Here is a 20,415-nt window from a genome sequence, read left to right as displayed (position 1 = left end):
TGGCAAGGCGGGAAGACCACTATACCCCCTGACGCAGGGCCGCCACAGCCGACCAAAGTGGCACCCGGTTTTCAGTCCGGGCAAGCCACCTGATTGAGGGCAGCGGCGGATCCTTCCAGGGAAAAATCGGACACGTAGAGCTCTCGGCCTTCCTTGTCCACATACAGCACATCCAGTTCGCTGCCCTTGCGTATGGCCCGGATGATGGGGGAATCCAGTGACACGGTGCTGGCGAAGATCAACATATGATTGTCAGCGTCATGGACACCGTGGCGAGGGCCCACATCACCATAGTGCACACCATCGATACGGAATTCCCGGAACACCTCGCCAGCTTCAAAACGGGCAGGCAGTTCCGTGGCCGGACCACCGGCGGTGACAAAACGGCGATGAACCAGCACATAGGCAGGGACGCGATCGCCATGCCGGCAAAGCATTCCGATGCCGAACTTGGCGGCCCCATCGTGACGACCGTGTTCACCGGCATAGACATGACCGAGATATGTCGCCATCGACCACTGTGCCTGAACGGCAACACTGAGCAGAGACATCAAGCCAATCAGAACGAGTTGCGCCAGTTTCATATCCGGGTTCCCTTCCCGCAGCCTTTTCAAGTTTCAAGCCTAACCCACAGACACAAGCAACAAAACCGTGCGCGCCTTGGCTCGGGCAGCCATCCTTCAGGGTGTGGGGAATGGTGGCTGGTCAGACGTCAGCGGTCGAACATCTGACCCAACAGACATAAAACCGGCATCCTCCAGCCCCCCCAGTCCAATTGAGCAAGACGCCAACCCGGTCAGTCAGTAAATGTCTCCACATATAACGCCTCCACCTTCTCACGGGCCCAGGGGGTCTTGCGCAGGAATTTCAAACTGGACTTCACAGAAGGATCACTTCTGAAGCAATTGATGCGAATGCGGTCACCCAGTTCCTCCCAGCCATAGTGGTCAGCCAGCTCAGTCACGACTTTCTCCAGCGTTACACCGTGCAGCGGATTATTGGGTTGTGCCCCTGCCATCATCATTCTCCTGCTCTGTGGACAGATAACGTCTGTCCTCTACCTGGACAGTCTGTATGATACGCGCTTCTTTTCATTTCGAATGCGCTGATTGCGCTGTCTTTTCGGGAATCCGCCATGAAAAAAGGATTTTTCATCCTGCTGATACTGCTCTTTGTCTCTCTCGCGGCAGGCAAGGTTATCCACCAGCTGAGTACGACCTGGGATAGCCAGCAGGAAATGAAAATCAACCTGCAGGAAAACATCGCCAAACAAAAGGCGAAACTGCAGAAGATGGACGATGACATCACCCGCACTCAAGCCAAGCCGTCCCTGTCGGATCATGATCGCTGGCTGATTGCCCATCTAGGCAAGAGCAGGGAGAAGCTGCATGCCGCCATCATCGGACTTGAAGAGACCGACCAATATTTTTACACCCCGCTGATCCGCAACTGGGTCGGGCACGGTTTCATGCTGGTCATTTTCGTGCTGATGACGATCTACGCCCTTGCCGGAAGAAGCAGCCACCTGACGCGGGAAGAAAAACGCTGGCTGGAAAGTCACACGGCGGACATTCCTGAATTACTGGTGGATCCCGGCGCTTATCGCAACGGTGCCGCCCCGATCAGTAACGCCAGCAACTTCGTCACCGGTCGCATCAAGCCCCGCAATCAAAACCAGCTGCACATTACCCGCAGCAGCACGCTCACCGCCATGGGGCTGGCCTTCATGTTGGCACCACAAGGCAGCCTGGCGGTGGACATTTACTTTTTTATCGAGCGTATGCTGAACAGCCACGTGCCCTTTGCCGATCTGCAATGGAGCACACTGTCAAACAGCCTGATGGTCTCGATACCCTTTACTATTGCCGGGTTCTACGTGCTGTTTTTCACCACCAGCGGTGCACGCATAGACCGCCGCAAGCAACAGATCCATCTCGGCACAGAAAATCGTGACATCGCCTTCCGCGACGTGGAATCCCTGCAGCTCAATCAACTGCTCACCACCGGGGAGCGAAGCTTCATCAACAGCCAGATCCAGCTGAATCTCAGGGATGGCAGTAACGTTTCCCTGCTCAGCCATGCCGGCAAAGAGCAGATGTACGTGGACCTGATTCGACTGGCGCTGTTCATGGACAAGCCCGTTGCCTTGCCTGCCACAGAATGACTGGCCCGGGTTGCTACGATCCGCAGCAACCCGGATAGCGCCACCCAGCCATGAGCTATTGAATACACAAAAACACCATTATTATCACCCGCCGCGTTGATCCCCCGCCTGTCTCTGGGATAGTTTTAACAAGCCGATCAATAACAACAGACTCCCTATGGCCCTGACTGCTGCGGATGTACGCAACGCCACTGCGCTGAAAAAACCCTACAAACTCAATGATGAGAAAGGGCTCTTTTTACTGGTGGACACGGATGGCCAGCGCACCTGGAAATTCGCCTACCGGTTTAACGATCGCGACAAGGTCATTACCCTTGGCCCCAGTCCGGAAGTCACCCTGCAATTCGCCCGCCAGCTGCGCAATGAAGCCCGCGAGCTAATTGCCGATGGTATCGATCCACTGACCCGTTGCGAGAAGCGAGAAATCTTTCGCCCATCGCTGGCCACCTTCGAAGCGGTGGCCAATGACTGGCTGGAGCGGGTCTACCGGCTGGAGGTCTCCGAAGCCCAATTCCGCCGCACCAAGCGTCAACTGGAAAACTACCTGATCGCCAGTGTCGGCAAACGGGTGGTCAGTGAGGTCACCCCGGAAGACCTGAAATCGCTGGCCTCCGCCCTGGGCGCCGAGGGGCATGTGGAAAAGGGCAAACGGGTGCTGGGCATCGCCAAACGGGTTTACCAGCATGCCCGGGATACCGGCGTAGCCGGTTATCAACACACCACCGCCCTGCACAAGCGGCTGACCGGTTCCGGTACCGAACCTGAATTCCTCATCAGCACCCGTGAAAAGCTCACCCAGCTGGCCAGCGGCGTACTCGGCCAGTGGGGCCGCAGCACCAGCAGCGCAGCACTCAAACTGACCGTCTGGTTACTCGCCAAGCCCAGTGAGATCGTTAATGCTCGCTGGTCCGACATGGATCTTGATGCGGGCGAATGGCGGATCCGCCGCATCCACCCGGACACTGGAGAGGAACGGATACTCACCGTGCCATTGCCTCGCCAGGCCGTAGAGTTGCTGCAGGAACTGGAGCCGCTCACTGGCCGCCATGAATACGTGTTCCCCGGCAACCGTGACAAGCAGCAGCATCTCGGCGCCAGCACCATCACTGGGGCATTGCGCAAGGTGACGCGCAACAACCCGGTGACACCGGACACGCTGCGAACGCTGGCCGCCACCGCGCTGGGGGAGCTAGGCTACCAGGCCGAACAGATTCAGGCCCAGCTGCTGGATCAGAACGACACGCAGGCCATCGACAAGGACGACTACCCGGAGAAGCGCAGAGAGATGCTGCAGGCCTGGGCGGATTACCTGGAGGGATCCGTGCTCGGCAGACTGGCCCGCCGCTAGCGCCGTTCAGCACCGTGCCGCTGGCGCCACTCCCGCGGTGTCATCCCGGTCCAGCCCTTGAAGGCACGGGTAAAATTGGCCGGGTTCAGGTAGCCCAGCATGTCACTGATTCGGCGCACCTCAAGATCCGCCTCCTGCAACAACTGACAGCTGTCGCGCAACCGCGCTTCCTCCAGCAACTGCTGGTAATTACAGCCCCTTTCCTGCAAACGGCGGCGCAGGGTGCGCGGTGTCTGATGCAGCTTGTCGGCCAGTTGCTCCGGAGTTGGATAACCGTGCGGACCAGGCACCAGGGCAGCCCGTACCTGCCTGACGATGTCATCATCCCGTTCTGTTAGCGCACTTTCCCGCTCGCATTGCTCAAGGGCGATACGCAGTGCCTCCGGATTGGCAGTGGGCAAGGCCTGGTCCAGCAGGGAAAGATCGCCATGCAGGTAAAGCCCCACCCGAGGCCGGGAAAACCGCACCCGTGGCAGGCGTCCCTGCCAGGATGAAAAGCCCTCCGGCTGCTCGCCAGGCAGCCACAGCTCCACCCCCTCCGGTAATACCGGAACCAGGAACTCTATCCCCCGCAACATGCTGGTGATAATGGAACTGAGCATCAGCCAGGTGAGCTTTGGCGCCAGGGTAATTTCCGGTATCAGCTCCATGAACAGCGACTCGTCATCACTGTGCACCTGCAACTGCACCCCGCGACCACGCAGGTGCCAGAAGCGCTCCAGAATACCCATGGCTTCCCGAACGGTGGCCGCACACATCAGTGCGTAGCCCAGATTGCCATGGGCGGTGAGCATCATGCGGTGTCCCGTGGCAAAGCCCAGACAGTCGTCATGACTCAATTCATAGGCCGCCGCCACGGTCTGGGCAACCTCAAACAGGGATAATCTGCCGGCAGGTTCTTCAAGCTGCGCTTCCGGCACCCCGGCCAGTGCCAACAGCCGCGAATGGGGCACACCCTGCGCCTCCGCCGCCGCCAGAAAAGTACGGGGATAGGTCGCAGCCTGGCTGGGCTGATGCACCCATTCGGGCAGATTGTCTCGCTTTTCAGCCAGCTGCGAGAGGATGGACTCTGCGGGCATTTGGCCACCAATGATAATTATTATGTCCTCGCAGCGTCTCACGCCCCCCGGGCTTTCACCAGTACATTAGGCCCATAGCACGCATATTGGCCCGATGAGCCCAAGCAGGAGTACAACAATGAATGCCATCGTCCCCATCAAGCCCGGCAAGCTTCGCAAACGTGTCCTCGGCACGATTGATACCCTGAGCAAGACCCCGAAAGGCATGATCCCCCAGATTCGCCGTCCCAAGTTTACGTTTGCGGAAGGGGATGTGCCCCGTTACTGGTGGGACAACAATCCGATCAAGACCCTGCTGCTGGCCGCCATGTCTTCCGGCTTCCCGCCGGGGGAGCGCTTTTTTATCGACTCGGTTCGCCATTTCGAAAGCCAGATCACCGACCCCGAGCTGAAAAAAGCCATCAAGGGGTTTATTGGCCAGGAGGCCCACCACTCCCGTGAACACGACATGCTCAACGGCTACCTGCAGGAACAGGGCGTGGATCTGGCCCGGCTGGAGAATGAAGTTCTGGGCTTCATGAACTGGATGCGCAAAAACCTGAGCCCGGAACGCCAGCTGGCGCACACCGTGGCCGTGGAGCATTTTACTGCAATGATGGCGGAAGAATTTCTGCTCAAGTTTGATGCCCTGGAAGAGATGGACCCGCGCATGGCCCCGGTATGGGCCTGGCATGCCATTGAAGAGTCCGAGCACAAGGCCGTAGCCTTTGATGTGTTCAAGGCAGTGGGCGGCAGTGAATTTACCCGTATCACGGAAATGATGCTGGTCAGCGTCTTGTTCCCGCTGTTCACCAGCATTCACCTTTATCAACTGGTTCGGGACGACGGCCAACTGGGCAACTGGAAAGCCTGGCGGGAAACCCTCAATTACATGTGGGGCAAGCCAGGCGTATTCCGTAAATTGCTGCCCGCCTATGCCCGCTTCTTCAAGCCCAGCTTCCACCCCTGGGACCACGACGCCCGTGACCTGGTGGAAAAGGCGAAGCAACGCTGGCTTGGCGATGTACTCTAACGCCTGACACACAAAGCCCGCCCGGCAACACGGCGGGCTTTCCCCTTCCCCACGCTCTACCCGCCCCCCTGCTTTGAGGGCTCACTGTCACAGGGGTCTTTGATGCCCCCCTTCCCTGCCTTCCCCACACTTCGCCCTGTTAACGAAATGTGTCATGCAGCCATTTTTCTCTTGCTCTAAAATGGGTCCCAACCTTGCTTACTCCGCCATCAGACTGGCGAGGAGAAGATTTCAGGCAACAAAGGGGCCTTCACACCTTGATTTGGACCAGCTTCGTCATCCTTGCCCTGCTCATCAGCGGACACGCCTTCGCTGATGGGGTCAGCCCTGAGCTCATCGATTTCGGGCGCACTCAGGCTTCCAATATCGCGGACAGGGCAGATGTTATCGAGCAGGTGAAGACACAGAATCGTCGCAACGCTACCTTGTCGGACGAGCAAATAGCCGCGCTGGATCAGCGCTGGCGTGCGCAGTACGGCAAACAGGATGCACCGCTGATTCACCGGCTGATGAATACCCCGCTCTCCGATTCACTGCGCAACCTGCAGCTGCGCAGCAGTAAATGGATTACCGAAATCATCATCATGGATAACCGCGGACTCAATGTGGCGCAAAGCAGCGTCACCTCTGATTACTGGCAAGGTGATGAGGACAAGTGGCTAGAAACCTTTGCCGCCGGGCCAGAGGCTGAGCACATCAGCCCGCTTGGCAGGGATGAATCCACCCGCAGCATGCAGATTCAGGTCAGCCGGACCATCACCGACAGCAACGGTCAGCCCATCGGCGCCGTCACCGTGGGCATTGCTCCCGTTCAGTTTTGACGCAAAGACCTGCATCCACCGAGCCACACCCTTCACCTGTCGTAGACTTCCCCACCCCAATACTTTGGCGATGACCTCACCTATCCAGAGTATTGAAATCCCCGACCTCCCAGCAGGGCCAGGTATCTACCGCTTCTGGGGAGATCAGGAGGCACTGCTGTATATCGGCAAGAGCATCAATATCCGCCAACGGGTCCGCAGTCATTTCCAGAACCGTACCCCGCGGGCCAAACGCATGTGCAGCCAGACACGACGCATTGACTACACAGAAACTGCCGGCGAACTCGGTGCCTTGTTATTGGAAAACCGGGAGATAAAACAGCGCCAACCCATTTTCAATCGTCGTCAACGCCGCTACCGGCAATTGCAGACCTGGCTATTGAAACCGGGTGAGAGCGGCTTTCTGAAGCCCCAACGCTATCAGCCCGATCCGCACAATCCCCTCTGGCAACAGGACTGCTACGGTGTGTTCCGTAGCCCACGGCAGGCACAGTTCGCCATGGAACACTGGATCAAGACACATCAGTTATGCCCGAAAATCTGCGGCCTCGAACAGGGGGCAGGCCCCTGCTTTTCATACCAATTGGGACGCTGTCAGGGCGCCTGTTGCGGAAAGGAGTCCGCACTTTTACATAATCAGCGACTGATCGATGCCCTCAGTGAACATCAGATCCACGCCTGGCCCTACGATGGCACTCTGGTCATTCATGAAGAGGGGGAAGAACGGGAAGCATTTCATCTGATTCGCCAATGGTGTCATTTGACCACCCTGCCTCATCCGCCCTCAAACGCAGATCTGCAGCAGGAAAGAGAAATCTTTTTTGATCTGGATAGCTACCGCATGCTGCTGCACTTCCTTAACCGTGGCGCCCGTTGTTATGTCCTGGAATAAATCACAGAAGCCAAAGATAGGGAGCACCGTCTTCACGGCCAATTGCTGCTCTGCGCGCATACTCATGGCATGACATCCTCGACAGCACACCCCATCACCCGACTGATCACCGGTGCCAGCTCCGGGATTGGACTCGCTCTGGTTCAGCATTGGCTTAAGAAAGACGCAGCGGTGATTGCAGTATCCCGCCATGCCTGTGACAGCGCGGCGTTGACGGCACTGCAGCAGCAAGGCCTGCCGCTGGACTGCAGGGATGTGGATATCACCGATCCCGCGCAGCTGGAAACGCTGGCAAGTAGCCTCAGGGAAGAGGGACAGTCTATTGAGCAAATTATCAATTGTGCCGGGGTCCTTCACGACCAGACTACAGGGCTGACGCCGGAAAAACGCCTGGAAGAGGTGAACCTGCAAAACCTGCAACAAAGCTTTGCCATGAATACCTTCGCACCGATTCTGCTGGCCAGACAGCTGTTGCCCTTGATGCCGCGCCGACAACCCGGCGTGTTCGCCAGTGTGAGTGCTCGCGTGGGCAGTATCGAAGACAACCATCTGGGTGGCTGGTACAGCTACCGTGCCAGCAAGGCCGCGCAGAACCAGTTGTTGCGAACCCTGGCCATCGAAACCCGACGCCGCTATCCGCAGCTATGCGTGCTGTCACTACACCCTGGCACCACTGATACACCGCTTTCCGAACCTTTCCAACGCAATGTCCCGGAAGGCAAATTGTTTTCACCAGCACGGTCGGCACGGCAACTGGCCGATATTATCGACAACGCAGACGAAAATGATCATGGCCGCTTTATTGCCTGGGACGGCAGAGACATCCCCTGGTAATCAGTTTTCAGTGAGCGCCAGCAAGCCCGCGGCATAGGCATTCACATCGAAGGCTTCGTTCTTTTCTGCACTGATAGCCACATGCTCAGCCAGCACATCAGCCATTTTCTCCAGCACGGCATCATGCTCTTCGCCTTTGGCGGTTAGCGCCATCATTACCAGCCCGGCTTCGCGGGGATGCCCATCGGCAATCTGGTTCTCGATGGCTTCCACCAAACGCGCGAAGGCGAAATCATCTTCTGCCTGTTCCAGTTCTTTCATCTCTATATCCGTTTCACCAAGACTTTCTTCAAGGATTGACCACCCGGCGGTTAAAAGATTCCACGGTCTGGTTCCACTCATTTACCACGGCATTTTCGGTATCCGCCGCATCCACAATGCACTGCTCAAGGCACTGTGTGTAGCTCTGCATTTTTTCCTGATAGGCCACCAGCTTGTTACGGGCAAACTGAATTTGCTCATTGCTGGCTGACTGCCCATCAGGGATCACCGGCTTTTCCGGCAAATAGCAGTTACACAGCGCGAATGCCTGCCCTGCAGTCAACAACAGCAAGACGGGCAGCAATAATACCCCGGGAAATCGCCACACATGCTTCTCCTTGATTTTTGCGACTTTATTGAATGCTCCATGATAGGCAATTGAGAATGTAATTCCCGGCAGCGCTTCACCTTCCGGGTATCCCGCTGGCGATTCACATCACAATGCTTTTCTCACACCACAGATTGCAACGTGAAGCTTGCCCGCCCCCCTTCAACCTTTTTCCAGCCAATCCGCCATCCGCGCCGCCAGATCATCCAGCACCACCTCTGTCTCCAGTCCCGGAGGTGCCATCAGCACCAGATGCAGCAGACTCCCCGCCGTGGAGGTGGCCATCAGGTACAGAGTGCTCGGTGACACGGAAAGCCGGTAATGCTGGCGGGATTTCTGCAGCCCTTTCTCTGCCACCCGCAACAACTCGAGCTGTAACTTCTGTGCCGAAGGCAGCTGTTGGATAAACGGCACCTGAAAAATCAGCACCCGCAGCAATTTGCGGTGCTGACGAACCAGACCATGCAGCGCACCGATCAGATGGCGCATGGCGCGGTGCACATCCTCACGGCTATCGGTGAGTTCCAGGCGCGCATTGAGGGTGGAGCTCACGTCCGCCAGCAGTGCGCCGCACAACCTCGCCACAATGGCCTCCTTGCCGGGAAAGTATTCGTACAAAGAGCCAATACTGACCCCGGCCACCTCCGCCACCGCATTGGTGGTAAGCCCGGCATAGCCCCGCTCTTCCAGAATCCGAGCGCAGGCCTCCACCATGGCTTGCACCGAAGCCCGAGAGCGCGCCTGCCGGGGCTCTTTTTTCATAGAAAAATCATAGTGTTGCCAATTTTCAGTGGCCATATTGCGATGGGCTCCGGGGCGGTACGAATCCGAGTTTTTCCGAGTATATACTCAGATTAAACTTTCCTCATTGGTTCCACGCCCAGAAGAGGTTTGTCATACCGTGTCTAACGAACTGAAATTCCGAATCCCCAAGGTCCTCCCCTACTTCACCCGCTTTGGCCAGCACTGGCGCTGGAATGTGAAGAGCGTGTTTTCGGCAAAAACCGCCCTGCAGCAAAGGGTCAGTGGCAAGGTGGTCATACTCACCGGGGCCAGTTCGGGTATCGGCGCCCAGGTCGCCAGCGAACTGGCGCGGGCCGGTGCCACCCTGGCGCTGGTTGCCCGCAACAGGGAGAAGCTGGATGCACTTGCCAACAGTATCCGTGAATTCGGCGGCAAGGCATTCGTCTACCCAGGGGACCTGACGAACTTCGACGAGTGTGACCGTGTCTGCAAGGCCATCGAAGCGGAGCATGGCCGGGTCGACATCCTGATCAATAACGCTGGCCGCTCCATCCGCCGTTCCATCAAATTCACGTACCACCGCTTTCATGATTATGAGCGCACCATGCAGCTCAACTATCTGGCGTCCATTCGCATGGCCATGAACGTGCTGCCCGGCATGGAGGCACGCAACGAAGGGCACATTATCAATGTGTCCACCGTGGGCGTGCAGGCCAATCCAGCGCGTTTCTCAGCCTATCTCGGTTCCAAGTGGGCCCTCGAGGGCTGGACCTGGGTCGCCGCCAATGAATTTGCCCATACCGGCGTGCGCTTTTCCTCTTTGAATTACCCTTTGGTACGCACCCCCATGATTGCGCCCACGAAGATCTACAAGTACATGCCGGTCATGTCAGTGGACACCGCCGTGAAGTGGATGCTGGATGTGATCATCACCCAGAACAAACGCAAGCTGGGCGTGTTCGGCAAGGGAGCGCTGGGCATGTACTACCTGCTGCCAAAGACCTCCGAGTCTATCGTCAACTTCAGTTACCAGGCCGTTTATGAACAACCGCCGGAAAATTACGTCTCCGCGGGCATGCGCTCACGGGGGCCCGCCAATGAGGAAGCCCAAGGTCATTCTGACGGCCAGTCCCGACACCACAAAAAATAAAAACCCGCATGGATTGTGCCCCGAAAACGGGGCGCCCCTTTCTGCCGTCGCCTTTCTGCCGTCCCCCTATCCCGGCGATGTGCTGGCAACCCTTTTTGCCATTGAGACAGCCTATTCATCCCATAGAAAAGAAAACCCCTGATTATCGGAATCACCACTAGCCGAACGCCACGCCAAGGGCTTAGATTGGGTCATGACATTCATGACGCGATCCAAGGGAGAGCTAGCAATGAGTAACAGCAACGCAGGGAAGTGCCCGGTCATGCACGGTGCCAATACCTCAAACGGAAGCGAGGCGACCAAGTGGTGGCCACAGGCACTGAACCTCAACATCCTTCATCAGCACGACAGCAAGAGTGATCCCATGTCCGCCGGTTTCAACTACCGTGAAGAGTTGAAGAAACTGGATACAGCCGCGTTAAAACGAGACCTCACCGCATTGATGACTGACAGCCAGGACTGGTGGCCTGCGGACTGGGGGCACTACGGCGGTCTGATGATCCGCATGGCCTGGCACGCGGCAGGGTCCTATCGCATGGCGGATGGTCGAGGCGGTGCCGGCACCGGCAACCAGCGCTTTGCACCACTGAATTCCTGGCCGGACAACGGCAACCTGGACAAGGCCCGCCGTCTGCTCTGGCCGATCAAGAAAAAGTACGGCAACAAGATCAGCTGGGCCGACCTGATTATCCTCGCCGGCAATGTGGCCTATGAATCCATGGGCTTCAAGACCTTCGGTTTTGCCTTTGGCCGTGAAGACATCTGGGCACCGGAAGAAGACATCTACTGGGGCGCAGAAGACGAATGGCTGGCCACCAGTGACAATGACAAGAGCCGCTACTCCGGCGATCGTGATCTGGAAAACCCGTTGGCCGCCGTGATGATGGGGCTGATCTACGTGAACCCGGAAGGGGTAGACGGTAACCCGGACCCGCTGAAAACAGCGGCGGATGTGCGCGAAACCTTCAAGCGCATGGCCATGAACGATGAAGAAACTGTGGCACTCACCGCCGGTGGTCATACCGTGGGCAAGGCCCACGGTAATGGCAATGCCGATAACGTTGGCCCCGAACCGGAAGCCGCCGACGTACATGAGCAAGGCCTCGGCTGGAACATCACCGCCACCCGCGGGGTGGGCAATCAGGCTGTCACCAGTGGCCTGGAAGGCGCCTGGACCACCCACCCCACCCAGTGGGATCACGGCTACTTTGACCTGCTGCTCAACTATGAGTGGGAACTGAAAAAGAGCCCGGCCGGCGCCTGGCAGTGGGAACCGGTCGACATGCCGGAAGAACACAAACCATTGGATGCGGAAGATCCATCCGTGCGCCACAACCCGATCATGACCGATGCCGACATGGCCATGAAGGTGGACCCGGCGTACCGCAAGATTTCCGAAAAATTCCATCAGGATCCGGCCTACTTTGATGAAGTGTTTGCCCGTGCCTGGTTCAAACTGACTCACCGGGACATGGGACCGAAAGCCCGTTATGTCGGTCCGGAAGTGCCCAGCGAAGACCTGATCTGGCAGGATCCCATCCCGGCCGGCAGCACCGGCTACGACGTGGACGCGGCCAAAAAGAAAATCGCTGACAGCGGCCTGAGCATCAGCGAAATGGTCAGCACCGCCTGGGACAGCGCCCGTACTTTCCGCGGCTCGGACATGCGCGGCGGCGCCAATGGTGCCCGCATCCGCTTGGCACCGCAGAAGGACTGGGAAGGTAATGAACCCGCCAGGCTGGGCAAGGTGCTCGGCGTGTTGGAAGCTATTGCCAGTGACGTCGGCGCCAGCGTGGCAGACATGATCGTGCTGGCCGGTAACGTGGGCGTGGAGCAAGCGGCAAAAGCGGCCGGCATGAATATCAGTGTGCCGTTTACCCCGGGTCGTGGCGATGCCACCGACGAGCAGACCGATGGAGAATCCTTCGAGCCGCTGGAACCCATCCATGATGCGTTCCGTAACTGGCTGAAGAAGGACTACTCGGTACCGGCAGAAAAACTGATGCTGGATCGCGCGCAGCTGATGGGGCTCACCGCCCCGGAAATGACCGCGCTGATCGGCGGCATGCGCGTGCTGGGCACCAACCACGGCGGTAGCAAGGACGGTGTGTTCACCGACCGAGAAGGCCAGCTAACAAATGATTTCTTTGTGAACCTCACCGACATGGCCAACAGCTGGAAGCAGGCAGGGAACAATCACTATGAAATCGTGGATCGCAACAGCGGCAAGGTGAAGTGGACCGCCACCCGCGTGGACCTGGTGTTTGGCTCCAACTCCATCCTCCGTGCCTACGCCGAGGTGTACGCCCAGGATGACAACCAGGAGAAATTCGCCAACGACTTCGTGACCGCCTGGACCAAAGTCATGGATGCCGACCGCTTCGACGTGTAATCCCGCTCAGCCAATCGTTCCCCGCACGTCCGTGCGGGGAACCTCTCTTCCCATTCAGCACCAGTTTTAATGCCAGGCGTTTTTAAGATTTTTATCGGTGAGAGCGCGCTTGCATTTGATACGGCCAGCACTCTGATAGCCGTGCCCTCCTCTAGCCCGGATGAACCATTTTTAAACCTTGTGCGTAACGCGTGCTACACCCCAATCGCTTAATCGATCGGAAAATTCCCAACGTCCGTGACCGGGGCGACTGCAAAAAGTCTATGGGCTGGATGGGCTATCGAGGATCCAGGACTGGGCTCCGGCCATGTCGCTGAAGGCAAAGTGATGAATCTCTGCCGCGACAAAATGGTCTGCCACTTTTTCAGCGATTGCGCCGATCGGAGAATCCGTCACCAGCGCCACCCGCCGCACTGACCGGTGGTGGTCGCGGACAAAACGAAAATGGTGCACCAGTGCACCCAGCGACTCCCAGCCAGGAAACGAATCGGTGGCGATAATGAGCCCATTCAGCTGGCCGTATTTTTCGATGGCAGGATCAATGTGTGCGGCGGCATCGGCCAAATCATCCTGGCTCAAGGCTGCATCAGGCCAGACCGTAACCACATTGGTATTTTCGTCATAGTCCACTTTCATTTTCATCACTCCCTTGCGCTGCTCAACGCTGCAAGATGCAGCGAAATCCTGCCCGTTCCCTGGGGCAAACAGTCACTATTGCCCTGGCGGCACCTCTTCATCCTCGTCCGAGGCTTTTTCTTCCATCGGCGTCAACTCCAGCTTGAGTCCATCGGAGGTAATGAAAGGGCTATCGTCTTTCTCCTCAGGCTCATCCTTTGCCTCATCCTCCACAGGCTCCGGAGGTGCTTCAACAAGCTCTCCCTTGGCCGCTTTAATCCATTCCGGCACACCATCGTTATCTTCCAGTTCATCGTCCTTGGGGGTCAGCTCCAGGTTTTCCAGGTCCATGGAAAAGGCCTTGGCCTTTTCCAGATAGTTGCTCAGGACCTGTGGCTTTTCGCTGTCCTCCGGCAGATAGGCCTGGAAGAATCCACGCATCTCCACCAGCTCATCCTCAAGCAGCAAAGGCACCAAGGTGGAATACATGTCCATCAGAGTGATGGCGTTCTTGGTAGAATCGGAGCTGGTGGCCGACTGCAGCCTGCGCGCCACTGCGGTGTTCAGGGTGTGCAGATCGTTATAGATTCCGGTAAGCCCATCAAACTCGATACGCCCCTTGCCGGTGGCCGTGCGACTGAGAAAATACTGGGCCAGCAGATACATGCCGGTGACGCGGAAGACCGTTTCTTCCTCGGAACATAGCGGCAGATGGAAGCGGGCCAGGGGCTTCATGAACGCGGTCTTGGGGCAGCCACAGATGGGGTAGATCAGGTCCAGCATGGAGGCGACCACGCGCTGCAGGCCGGTTTTCTGGCGAATGCGTCGCTCGTCGGTAATCACCTCAACAACCACCTCATCAATGGAACGGGTGTCGTGGAAGCGGTCCACGATGCTGTGCATCTGCAGGGCCAACGGACAGTGACTGTGCTCCTCACTGGACAGGGGGCAGTGGCCGCACTGACTGTATTCCAGCTCGGTCCACCTGGGCGGATCAGGCACCTCTTCCCCAATCAGGTCAAAGGTGTCTTCATCAAGCCGGAAATTAAAGGTTTCCAGCCTGTCCTGATCGAGCTTGATGCGGTAAATGATATCGACAGAATTCATGTCGTTTTCCGGAGCCCACCCTTGCTTGGTATCCCGCCCATCAGGGCAACACAGTTTTCAGACTACTCCCGCCGGGGTCTCTCAGAAAGCCCGCGCGGCAGGCCACATATACTACTAATTTCTTATGCTGGCGCGCCAGCCAGCTTGCTGTTTTTCAGGCCAGCGCCGATTGAGAGCCCTGATTTTTCTCTTCGCGCCGCAAAAAAAGCTCCACCCCGATAAAGGCGAACGGCACCACCGCTGCCAGAAATATCAGAAACCAGACCAACACTGACCAGTTGCGGATGTTGCTCACCCATAGGGACAGCAGCATATAAACCAGGAAGAGGACGCCATGCGTCATGCCGATCAGGAACACATGGTCCCGGCTGATAAGGCCCAGAGACACACCCAGAATAACCAGGAAAGACACCCCCTCAGCGATACTGAAAGCCCGGAAAAGATTCAACACGCATAACCCCAACTTGTGAAACCTTGCGACATGCATCCCCGACACCGCAGGTCCTGTATTGGCCATGGCCGCTCCTGGCCAGACATTATTCTTCATGTAAAACACAGTGTTGTCGGGAAATCCGCTGGTGGCAAGTTCAGCAATCCCCACATTGGCTGCGGCTGTCTGCTTTTCCAACAACCTTGGCGCGCTTGAACTGGCTTATACTGCTCCATAACCCGGCTGCCACTTCACCGGACTCCCGAGCCACATCTGCGGTGACTTCATGGAAGAAAAATCTCGCCTGTTCCCAGTGAGGGCACGCGCCAACCGCCCGCTGAAACAGCTTAGCGACAGCCTCTACAAACTGGTCCAGAGTCATCTGTGGCTAAAGGTTCTGGTCGCCATGGTCGCCGGCATCCTGACTGGAATAGTGCTTGGCCCATCCGTTGGCTGGTTCTCGCCGGAGACCGGAGCCGTGATCGGCAGCTGGCTGGCCTTCCCCGGCCATCTGTTTCTCGCCGTTATCCAGATGATCGTGATCCCGCTGGTCTTTGCCTCCATCATCCGAGGCCTGGCCGCCGGGGAAAATCTGGAACAATTGCGCCGCATGGGCTTGCTGGTGGTCGGTTACTTCGTAGTCACCACGGCCTTCGCAGCAGGCATCGGCCTGTGGATCGCCAATCTTATCCAGCCCGGCCGTTTTCTTGACCCAAGCAAGATCAGTATCCAGAGCGAGTCGCTCCCCGCTGCCGTTACCAGTGTGCAGCGTCCAACCCTGTCGTCCATTCCTGATCATCTGCTGGGTATCCTGCCCGGTAATCCACTGGAATCCATGGTCGAAGGCCAAATGCTGCAGGTAGTGATCTTTGCCGTGATGGTGGGCGTTGCATTGATCTCCATGACCCAGCAGCAGGCTCGCCCCATGCTGGATCTGCTCGGCTCGCTACAACAGGTCTGCATGACGGTCGTGCGCTGGGCCATGCGGCTGGCCCCCCTGGCGGTGTTCGGCCTGATGGCCAAGCTCACCAGCCAGACTGGCCTTGATGCCCTGATCGGCATGGCGATTTATGTCGCCACCGTACTGCTCGGGCTGACCCTGCTGTTTATCAGCTATCTGCTGCTGGTGGCCGTGCTGGGCAAGACCAGCATCGGCCACTTCATGAGCGCGATCCGTGAAGTGGTGCTGCTGGCCTTTTCCACTTCCAGTTCAGCGGCGGTGATGCCGCTGTCCATCAAGACCGCGGAAGACAGCCTTCAGGTTCGCCCCGCCATTTCGCAGTTCGTCATTCCCCTTGGCGCGACCATCAACATGAATGGCACGGCGCTCTACCAGGCCATTGCCGCCATGTTTCTGGCCCAGGTATTCAATATCGATATCGGCCTGGGAGGCATGGCGCTGGTGGTCATCATGGCGGTAGGCGCCTCTATCGGCTCACCGGGCACCCCCGGCGTCGGCATCGTCATTCTCGCCACCACCCTGACCACCATCGGCGTCCCCGCCACCGGCATCGCCCTGATCATGGGCGTGGACCGCATTCTGGACATGAGCCGAACCGCTATCAATGTGACCGGGGATCTGGTGGCAGCCAAACTGATGGATGGCTGGATCAAGGACAATCCGACGCCTGAGGCCGGCGCTTGCCGCGACAGTTTGCCGGCACGGGACTCCAGCCTCGGCAAGGAGAATTAGCATGCGGATGGTTTCAAGGCAGACACTATTGTGAGCAGGTTTTCGCTTACGCCTTCAGGTATCGCCACTCGTCACTGACTGCCAGCGTCCTTCATATTCTTCAGTAACGCCTGATAAAGCCGTACCGCTCTGATGGGTTTACTGACAAAGTCATCCACACCGGCAGCAAAGGCTTCCTGCTTGTCCTCACGGCCTGCATTGGCCGTCATGGCAATAATCGTATTATCCCGCAACTCCGGGTTCCCCCTGATCTGCCGGGTCGCTTCATAGCCATCCATAATGGGCATCTGCACATCCATCAGCACCGCATCAAAACGCTGTTTTTCCATTGCCTGCAAGGCCTGCCTGCCGTTGGAAGCTACCGTCACTTCTATGCCTGTCCGAGACAACAATTCCCTTGCCACCATCTGATTCACTTCGTTGTCTTCCACCAGCAGAACCTGACGCCCTTTGAGCCGCTCGAACTCACTCGCCTCAAGCTGATCCTTTTGAACCTGGGCTTCGCCATCAGTAATGCCCATGCGCGTGGTAAACCAGAATTCACTACCCTTTCCCGGCTCACTTTCCACACCCACCTGCCCACCGGTCTCTTCCACGATCTTGCGGCAGATCGCCAACCCCAATCCGGTGCCGCCATACTCACGGGTAGTGGAACTATCTGCCTGCTTAAAAGGCCGGAACAAATTGTTCTGCACCTCCTGACGAATACCGATACCCTGGTCCCGCACCAGAAAGCGCAACTGGCAGGTACGCCCATCCCGATTCACCAGTTTGGCTGACACGCGAATATCACCGTGCTCACTGAATTTGATGGCATTCCCAATATAATTTATCAGCACCTGTCCGAGGCGAAGGGGATCGCCAAACAATCTCTCCGGCACATCCCCGGCCACCTGAAAAATCAATCCCAGGCCCTTGCTGGAAGCGCTGGTAGCCAGCTGGCTTTCCACGTTGTTCAGCACCGATCGCAGTGAAAAGTGCTGGCGGTCCAGCTGGAGCTTTCCGGTCTCTATCCGGGAGAAATCCAGTACGTTATTGATGATCCCAAGCAGGTGCTGTACGGCAAGATCCACCTTGCCAAGATAATCTTTCTGCCTGGCGTCCAGCGATGTGTTCCCCACCAATTCCAGCAAGCCCTGAATACTGTGCATGGGGGTGCGAATTTCATGACTGATATTGGAAACAAATTCACTTTTAGCCCGGCTCGCTGATTCAGCCCGTTCCTTCTCCCGATTTAATTCCAGCGTCCTCAGGCGCACCTTTTTTTCCAGATCCGCATTCAGCTCCAGTAAACGCTGTTGATCCCGACTTCGTTCCAGCGCAATAGCCGCCAGGCTGGCGGAAGCAGAAATGGTTTCGATATCTTCATTATCCGGGCGGTGGGCACCACGATGATAAATCGCAAACGTTCCCAACACCTTGCCACGACTATCGAGAATCGGTTCAGACCAGCATGCCCCCAGCCCGGCTTTTTCTGCCAACGGCCGATAGTTTTCCCACAACGGATCGGTGCGAATATTTTCCACAATCACTCGCTTGCCGGTATAGGCAGCAGTACCGCACGAACCCGCCTTGGGCCCGATGGGGGCCCCGTGAATAGCATCGTTGTAAAACGCAGGCAAATGAGGAGCGGAACCCAACAATACATGCTCACCGGTTTCATCAAGCAACAAAATACTGCAAAGCGCTTGCGGGTGCTGAGCCTCAACGCCAAGGACAATTGCATCCAGTACTGCATTGAGGTCAGCGCCGGTTGCGATCAGATACAGGGCTCTGGCCCGCGCCGCTTCTCGCGCTTCGATCTGCGCCCGTCGGGTCATGTCCGTGAGCACACCCAGAGAGCCGGAGTAATTGCCATCCTTGTCGAAAAGTGGAGTACAGCCCACCTTCACCAGAAGGGCCCGGCCATCCTTGCGGAAAAATTTCAGCTCGTGATGCTCTTCATGGCCACGATTGCGATTCGTTAGAGTGAGGAGTGCCTGTGGGCGAGACTCTCGGGAATCGAGAAACTCCATCGCAGAATGGCCATAAAGTTCGGCCTGTGAATACCCCAGCATGTCCGCCAGACGCGGGTTCACAAACTGGATCCGTGCCAACGGATCCAGTGCCCATATGCCTTCGTCAGCCATCTCTACCATGCGTTCATAACTAACGCCCAGCGAGTGAGTGACAGAGTCCAGTGATAGTGTAGCCATAACCTCCCCTTCCGTGGGGGAAAACCGGGCGAGACCCGTATGGCCTCAAATCTTAATGTGCGCCTGATCCTGGTTCAGGCCAAGTATTACCACCGCGGTCTCTTCTGTTTCTTTCCTTAGCCAAAAGAGCGTAACAACATGATTTTATTTACTGTTTCTCTTTTATATATCAAAAAAATTCCAAGAGCCGCGACTTATAATTTTTTTCTATAAAGCCACTGCCTCTTTTTAACCGTTATCCGTCTGCACGGCGCTGTGCCCGCCCCGGGTTTTCACCAAACCAGCGCTTGTAAGCGCGGGAGAAATTGCTCACATGGTTAAACCCAACTTCCGCCGCCACCTGTTTGAGTTGCCACTGACCGCTTTCCAGCAACGCCCTGGCACGACGCATACGCTGCTCGCGGATAAACTCTGCACAACGTTTTTCCGCCAGTAACCGGAACAGCGCATTCAAGCGCGCCTCCGTCATTCCCGCTTCTTCAGCCACTTGCCCCGCTAGCCACGCCTTTCCCGGCTCAGCGGTAATCCGTGCTATCAAGGCCTCCACTGCCGCTCTTTCCCATTCCTGAATCGCCTGCTCTTCATCTGCCGCCATGTCACAGAAGCCATCAATGAGCTCATAAAGAAATTGAATCGCCAGCGCCTCCAGCTGAAAACGACGCCCGGGTCCATGGATTTGACGGGAAAACATGCTGGTCGCCACATTGCGCATCTGTGTGGACACCCCCACTCGATGCATCACCACCTCTTCGTCTCCTGATCCCAGAAAAGCAGCAAGCCCTTCCGGAATATCCTCGGCAAACCGTCTGGAGAGAGAATCCAGCGTGCAGGTAACACCCACATGACGAATGAGCTGTGAGGCAGGTAGCAGATACCGGGTTCCTGGAATATCGACGCGCATGATCAGGGCTTCATCATCACTACAGGAAAACGCGTTCATTCCGGGAGGCTGAATCTGCATATCACCGAGAATATTCAGACTGCCACCAAGCCATCCCGGCGGCATGTAATTCTGGACCGCAAAGAAAGAATCCTGCTGCACATCCAGCTCCGCAAGGTGCAGAAACAGGCCAGTGCCGAATTCGATTTTTTCCATTCGCCCCTGCACACCGGGAAGTTCAAAATGCTCGCCTTCCTGCATGCGTAATTGATCCTGAGGCTCCGTAAACAGGGCCTTGTTCAGCCCCGCTTTCGTATGTGTATTCATGCCGCTACGCCTCCCCGGCAAGACTTATGATAATTATCTGCAAAATGATACAAAAAAGTCGGACAAAGTATCCTTGCTGCCCCCTCTCTCACCCATTTGATCGATTCCCTCACGACCCCTTTATGCTATTTTTGGCACGCCAA

At 57.0% G+C, this 20,415-nt stretch carries 20 protein-coding genes; 9 read left to right on the top strand and 11 right to left on the bottom strand.

What is annotated here, in order from left to right:
* Window positions 1-71 precede the first annotated feature (71 nt).
* Both GQF00_RS16115 and GQF00_RS16110 read right to left on the bottom strand, forming a co-directional pair.
* A complete protein-coding gene (locus GQF00_RS16115) occupies window positions 72-584 on the bottom strand; it encodes a hypothetical protein (RefSeq protein ID WP_161320322.1) in 513 nt (170 codons plus the stop codon).
* A gap of 212 nt (window positions 585-796) precedes the next feature.
* Entirely contained in the window at window positions 797-1,018 is a 222-nt protein-coding gene (locus GQF00_RS16110) for a VF530 family DNA-binding protein (RefSeq protein WP_161320320.1), read from the bottom strand.
* Window positions 1,019-1,135: 117 nt separating this feature from the next.
* On the opposite strand from GQF00_RS16110, the gene GQF00_RS16105 reads away from it, so the two are divergent.
* Both GQF00_RS16105 and GQF00_RS16100 read left to right on the top strand, forming a co-directional pair.
* Window positions 1,136-2,164: a hypothetical protein gene (locus tag GQF00_RS16105; RefSeq protein WP_161320318.1), complete on the top strand. Its 1,029-nt coding sequence runs from the start codon at window positions 1,136-1,138 to the stop codon at window positions 2,162-2,164.
* 157 nt (window positions 2,165-2,321) lie between these two features.
* The gene (locus GQF00_RS16100; protein WP_161320316.1) at window positions 2,322-3,512 is read left to right on the top strand and encodes an integrase arm-type DNA-binding domain-containing protein; all 1,191 of its coding nucleotides are present in this window, start codon (window positions 2,322-2,324) and stop codon (window positions 3,510-3,512) included.
* Here the strand turns inward: GQF00_RS16100 and GQF00_RS16095 are convergent.
* Window positions 3,509-4,591, bottom strand: coding sequence for an AraC family transcriptional regulator (locus GQF00_RS16095; protein ID WP_161320315.1), 1,083 nt, complete (start codon window positions 4,589-4,591; stop codon window positions 3,509-3,511). The two genes, GQF00_RS16100 and GQF00_RS16095, sit on opposite strands and share 4 nt — an antisense overlap.
* Before the next feature lie 118 nt (window positions 4,592-4,709).
* Here GQF00_RS16095 and GQF00_RS16090 point away from each other — a divergent pair, with 118 nt between their 5' ends.
* The 4 genes from GQF00_RS16090 to GQF00_RS16075 all read left to right on the top strand — a co-directional run bounded on the left by GQF00_RS16090 (window position 4,710) and on the right by GQF00_RS16075 (window position 8,150).
* Complete coding sequence (locus GQF00_RS16090; protein WP_161320313.1) at window positions 4,710-5,603, top strand: metal-dependent hydrolase; 894 nt, start codon at window positions 4,710-4,712, stop codon at window positions 5,601-5,603.
* Window positions 5,604-5,860: 257 nt separating this feature from the next.
* Window positions 5,861-6,424, top strand: a complete 564-nt coding sequence (locus GQF00_RS16085; protein ID WP_161320311.1) for a PDC sensor domain-containing protein — start codon at window positions 5,861-5,863, stop codon at window positions 6,422-6,424.
* Between the two features lie 70 nt (window positions 6,425-6,494).
* Window positions 6,495-7,316, top strand: a complete 822-nt coding sequence (locus GQF00_RS16080) for a GIY-YIG nuclease family protein (protein ID WP_161320309.1) — start codon at window positions 6,495-6,497, stop codon at window positions 7,314-7,316.
* Between the two features lie 69 nt (window positions 7,317-7,385).
* Window positions 7,386-8,150, top strand: a complete 765-nt coding sequence (locus GQF00_RS16075) for an SDR family NAD(P)-dependent oxidoreductase (protein ID WP_161320307.1) — start codon at window positions 7,386-7,388, stop codon at window positions 8,148-8,150.
* Here the strand turns inward: GQF00_RS16075 and GQF00_RS16070 are convergent, their stop codons facing one another.
* From GQF00_RS16070 to GQF00_RS16060, 3 genes are all read right to left on the bottom strand, one after another.
* Window positions 8,151-8,411 carry a hypothetical protein gene (locus GQF00_RS16070; RefSeq protein WP_161320305.1) on the bottom strand — a complete coding sequence of 87 codons (261 nt, stop codon included), beginning with the start codon at window positions 8,409-8,411 and terminating at the stop codon, window positions 8,151-8,153.
* A 28-nt stretch (window positions 8,412-8,439) separates the two neighbouring features.
* The gene (locus GQF00_RS16065; protein WP_161320303.1) at window positions 8,440-8,739 is read right to left on the bottom strand and encodes a hypothetical protein; all 300 of its coding nucleotides are present in this window, start codon (window positions 8,737-8,739) and stop codon (window positions 8,440-8,442) included.
* Between the two features lie 162 nt (window positions 8,740-8,901).
* Window positions 8,902-9,501, bottom strand: a complete 600-nt coding sequence (locus GQF00_RS16060; protein WP_161320301.1) for a TetR/AcrR family transcriptional regulator — start codon at window positions 9,499-9,501, stop codon at window positions 8,902-8,904.
* A 139-nt stretch (window positions 9,502-9,640) separates the two neighbouring features.
* Between GQF00_RS16060 and GQF00_RS16055 the strand changes: the two genes are divergently transcribed.
* Window positions 9,641-10,633: an SDR family NAD(P)-dependent oxidoreductase gene (locus GQF00_RS16055; protein ID WP_161320299.1), complete on the top strand. Its 993-nt coding sequence runs from the start codon at window positions 9,641-9,643 to the stop codon at window positions 10,631-10,633.
* 229 nt (window positions 10,634-10,862) lie between these two features.
* Window positions 10,863-13,025: a catalase/peroxidase HPI gene (katG, locus tag GQF00_RS16050; RefSeq protein WP_161320297.1), complete on the top strand. Its 2,163-nt coding sequence runs from the start codon at window positions 10,863-10,865 to the stop codon at window positions 13,023-13,025.
* Window positions 13,026-13,286: 261 nt separating this feature from the next.
* Here the strand turns inward: katG and GQF00_RS16045 are convergent, their stop codons facing one another.
* From GQF00_RS16045 to GQF00_RS16035, 3 genes are all read right to left on the bottom strand, one after another.
* Window positions 13,287-13,661 (bottom strand): STAS/SEC14 domain-containing protein, encoded by a 375-nt coding sequence (locus GQF00_RS16045; RefSeq protein WP_161320295.1) that lies wholly within the window; start codon window positions 13,659-13,661, stop codon window positions 13,287-13,289.
* A gap of 75 nt (window positions 13,662-13,736) precedes the next feature.
* Window positions 13,737-14,747, bottom strand: a complete 1,011-nt coding sequence (locus GQF00_RS16040; protein ID WP_161320293.1) for a hypothetical protein — start codon at window positions 14,745-14,747, stop codon at window positions 13,737-13,739.
* 154 nt (window positions 14,748-14,901) lie between these two features.
* Entirely contained in the window at window positions 14,902-15,264 is a 363-nt protein-coding gene (locus tag GQF00_RS16035) for a DUF3817 domain-containing protein (protein ID WP_237440584.1), read from the bottom strand.
* 199 nt (window positions 15,265-15,463) lie between these two features.
* Between GQF00_RS16035 and GQF00_RS16030 the strand changes: the two genes are divergently transcribed.
* On the top strand, window positions 15,464-16,870 hold the full coding sequence (locus tag GQF00_RS16030) for a dicarboxylate/amino acid:cation symporter (protein WP_161320291.1): 1,407 nt from the start codon (window positions 15,464-15,466) through the stop codon (window positions 16,868-16,870).
* A 71-nt stretch (window positions 16,871-16,941) separates the two neighbouring features.
* Here GQF00_RS16030 and GQF00_RS16025 read toward each other — a convergent pair whose 3' ends face one another.
* Both GQF00_RS16025 and GQF00_RS16020 read right to left on the bottom strand, forming a co-directional pair.
* Entirely contained in the window at window positions 16,942-19,065 is a 2,124-nt protein-coding gene (locus GQF00_RS16025; RefSeq protein WP_161320289.1) for a response regulator, read from the bottom strand.
* 235 nt (window positions 19,066-19,300) lie between these two features.
* Window positions 19,301-20,272, bottom strand: coding sequence for a helix-turn-helix transcriptional regulator (locus GQF00_RS16020; RefSeq protein ID WP_161320287.1), 972 nt, complete (start codon window positions 20,270-20,272; stop codon window positions 19,301-19,303).
* Window positions 20,273-20,415: the final 143 nt, after the last annotated feature.

This window comes from Alcanivorax sp. DP30 (assembly GCF_009882945.1).
GTDB lineage: Bacteria > Pseudomonadota > Gammaproteobacteria > Pseudomonadales > Alcanivoracaceae > Alcanivorax.
Note: the sequence above shows the minus strand (reverse complement) of the source record. Positions and strands in the feature narration are given on the sequence as shown.

Coding starts and splice junctions, on each gene's coding strand:
- GQF00_RS16070 (WP_161320305.1), bottom strand. CDS start 8,411: ATGAAAGAACTGGAACAGGCAGAAGATGATTTCGCCTTCGCGCGTTTG.
- GQF00_RS16115 (WP_161320322.1), bottom strand. CDS start 584: ATGAAACTGGCGCAACTCGTTCTGATTGGCTTGATGTCTCTGCTCAGT.
- katG (WP_161320297.1), top strand. CDS start 10,863: ATGAGTAACAGCAACGCAGGGAAGTGCCCGGTCATGCACGGTGCCAAT.
- GQF00_RS16040 (WP_161320293.1), bottom strand. CDS start 14,747: ATGAATTCTGTCGATATCATTTACCGCATCAAGCTCGATCAGGACAGG.
- GQF00_RS16035 (WP_237440584.1), bottom strand. CDS start 15,264: ATGGCCAATACAGGACCTGCGGTGTCGGGGATGCATGTCGCAAGGTTT.
- GQF00_RS16080 (WP_161320309.1), top strand. CDS start 6,495: ATGACCTCACCTATCCAGAGTATTGAAATCCCCGACCTCCCAGCAGGG.
- GQF00_RS16095 (WP_161320315.1), bottom strand. CDS start 4,591: ATGCCCGCAGAGTCCATCCTCTCGCAGCTGGCTGAAAAGCGAGACAAT.
- GQF00_RS16110 (WP_161320320.1), bottom strand. CDS start 1,018: ATGGCAGGGGCACAACCCAATAATCCGCTGCACGGTGTAACGCTGGAG.
- GQF00_RS16060 (WP_161320301.1), bottom strand. CDS start 9,501: ATGAAAAAAGAGCCCCGGCAGGCGCGCTCTCGGGCTTCGGTGCAAGCC.
- GQF00_RS16045 (WP_161320295.1), bottom strand. CDS start 13,661: ATGAAAGTGGACTATGACGAAAATACCAATGTGGTTACGGTCTGGCCT.
- GQF00_RS16105 (WP_161320318.1), top strand. CDS start 1,136: ATGAAAAAAGGATTTTTCATCCTGCTGATACTGCTCTTTGTCTCTCTC.
- GQF00_RS16020 (WP_161320287.1), bottom strand. CDS start 20,272: ATGAATACACATACGAAAGCGGGGCTGAACAAGGCCCTGTTTACGGAG.
- GQF00_RS16075 (WP_161320307.1), top strand. CDS start 7,386: ATGACATCCTCGACAGCACACCCCATCACCCGACTGATCACCGGTGCC.
- GQF00_RS16025 (WP_161320289.1), bottom strand. CDS start 19,065: ATGGCTACACTATCACTGGACTCTGTCACTCACTCGCTGGGCGTTAGT.
- GQF00_RS16030 (WP_161320291.1), top strand. CDS start 15,464: ATGGAAGAAAAATCTCGCCTGTTCCCAGTGAGGGCACGCGCCAACCGC.
- GQF00_RS16090 (WP_161320313.1), top strand. CDS start 4,710: ATGAATGCCATCGTCCCCATCAAGCCCGGCAAGCTTCGCAAACGTGTC.
- GQF00_RS16100 (WP_161320316.1), top strand. CDS start 2,322: ATGGCCCTGACTGCTGCGGATGTACGCAACGCCACTGCGCTGAAAAAA.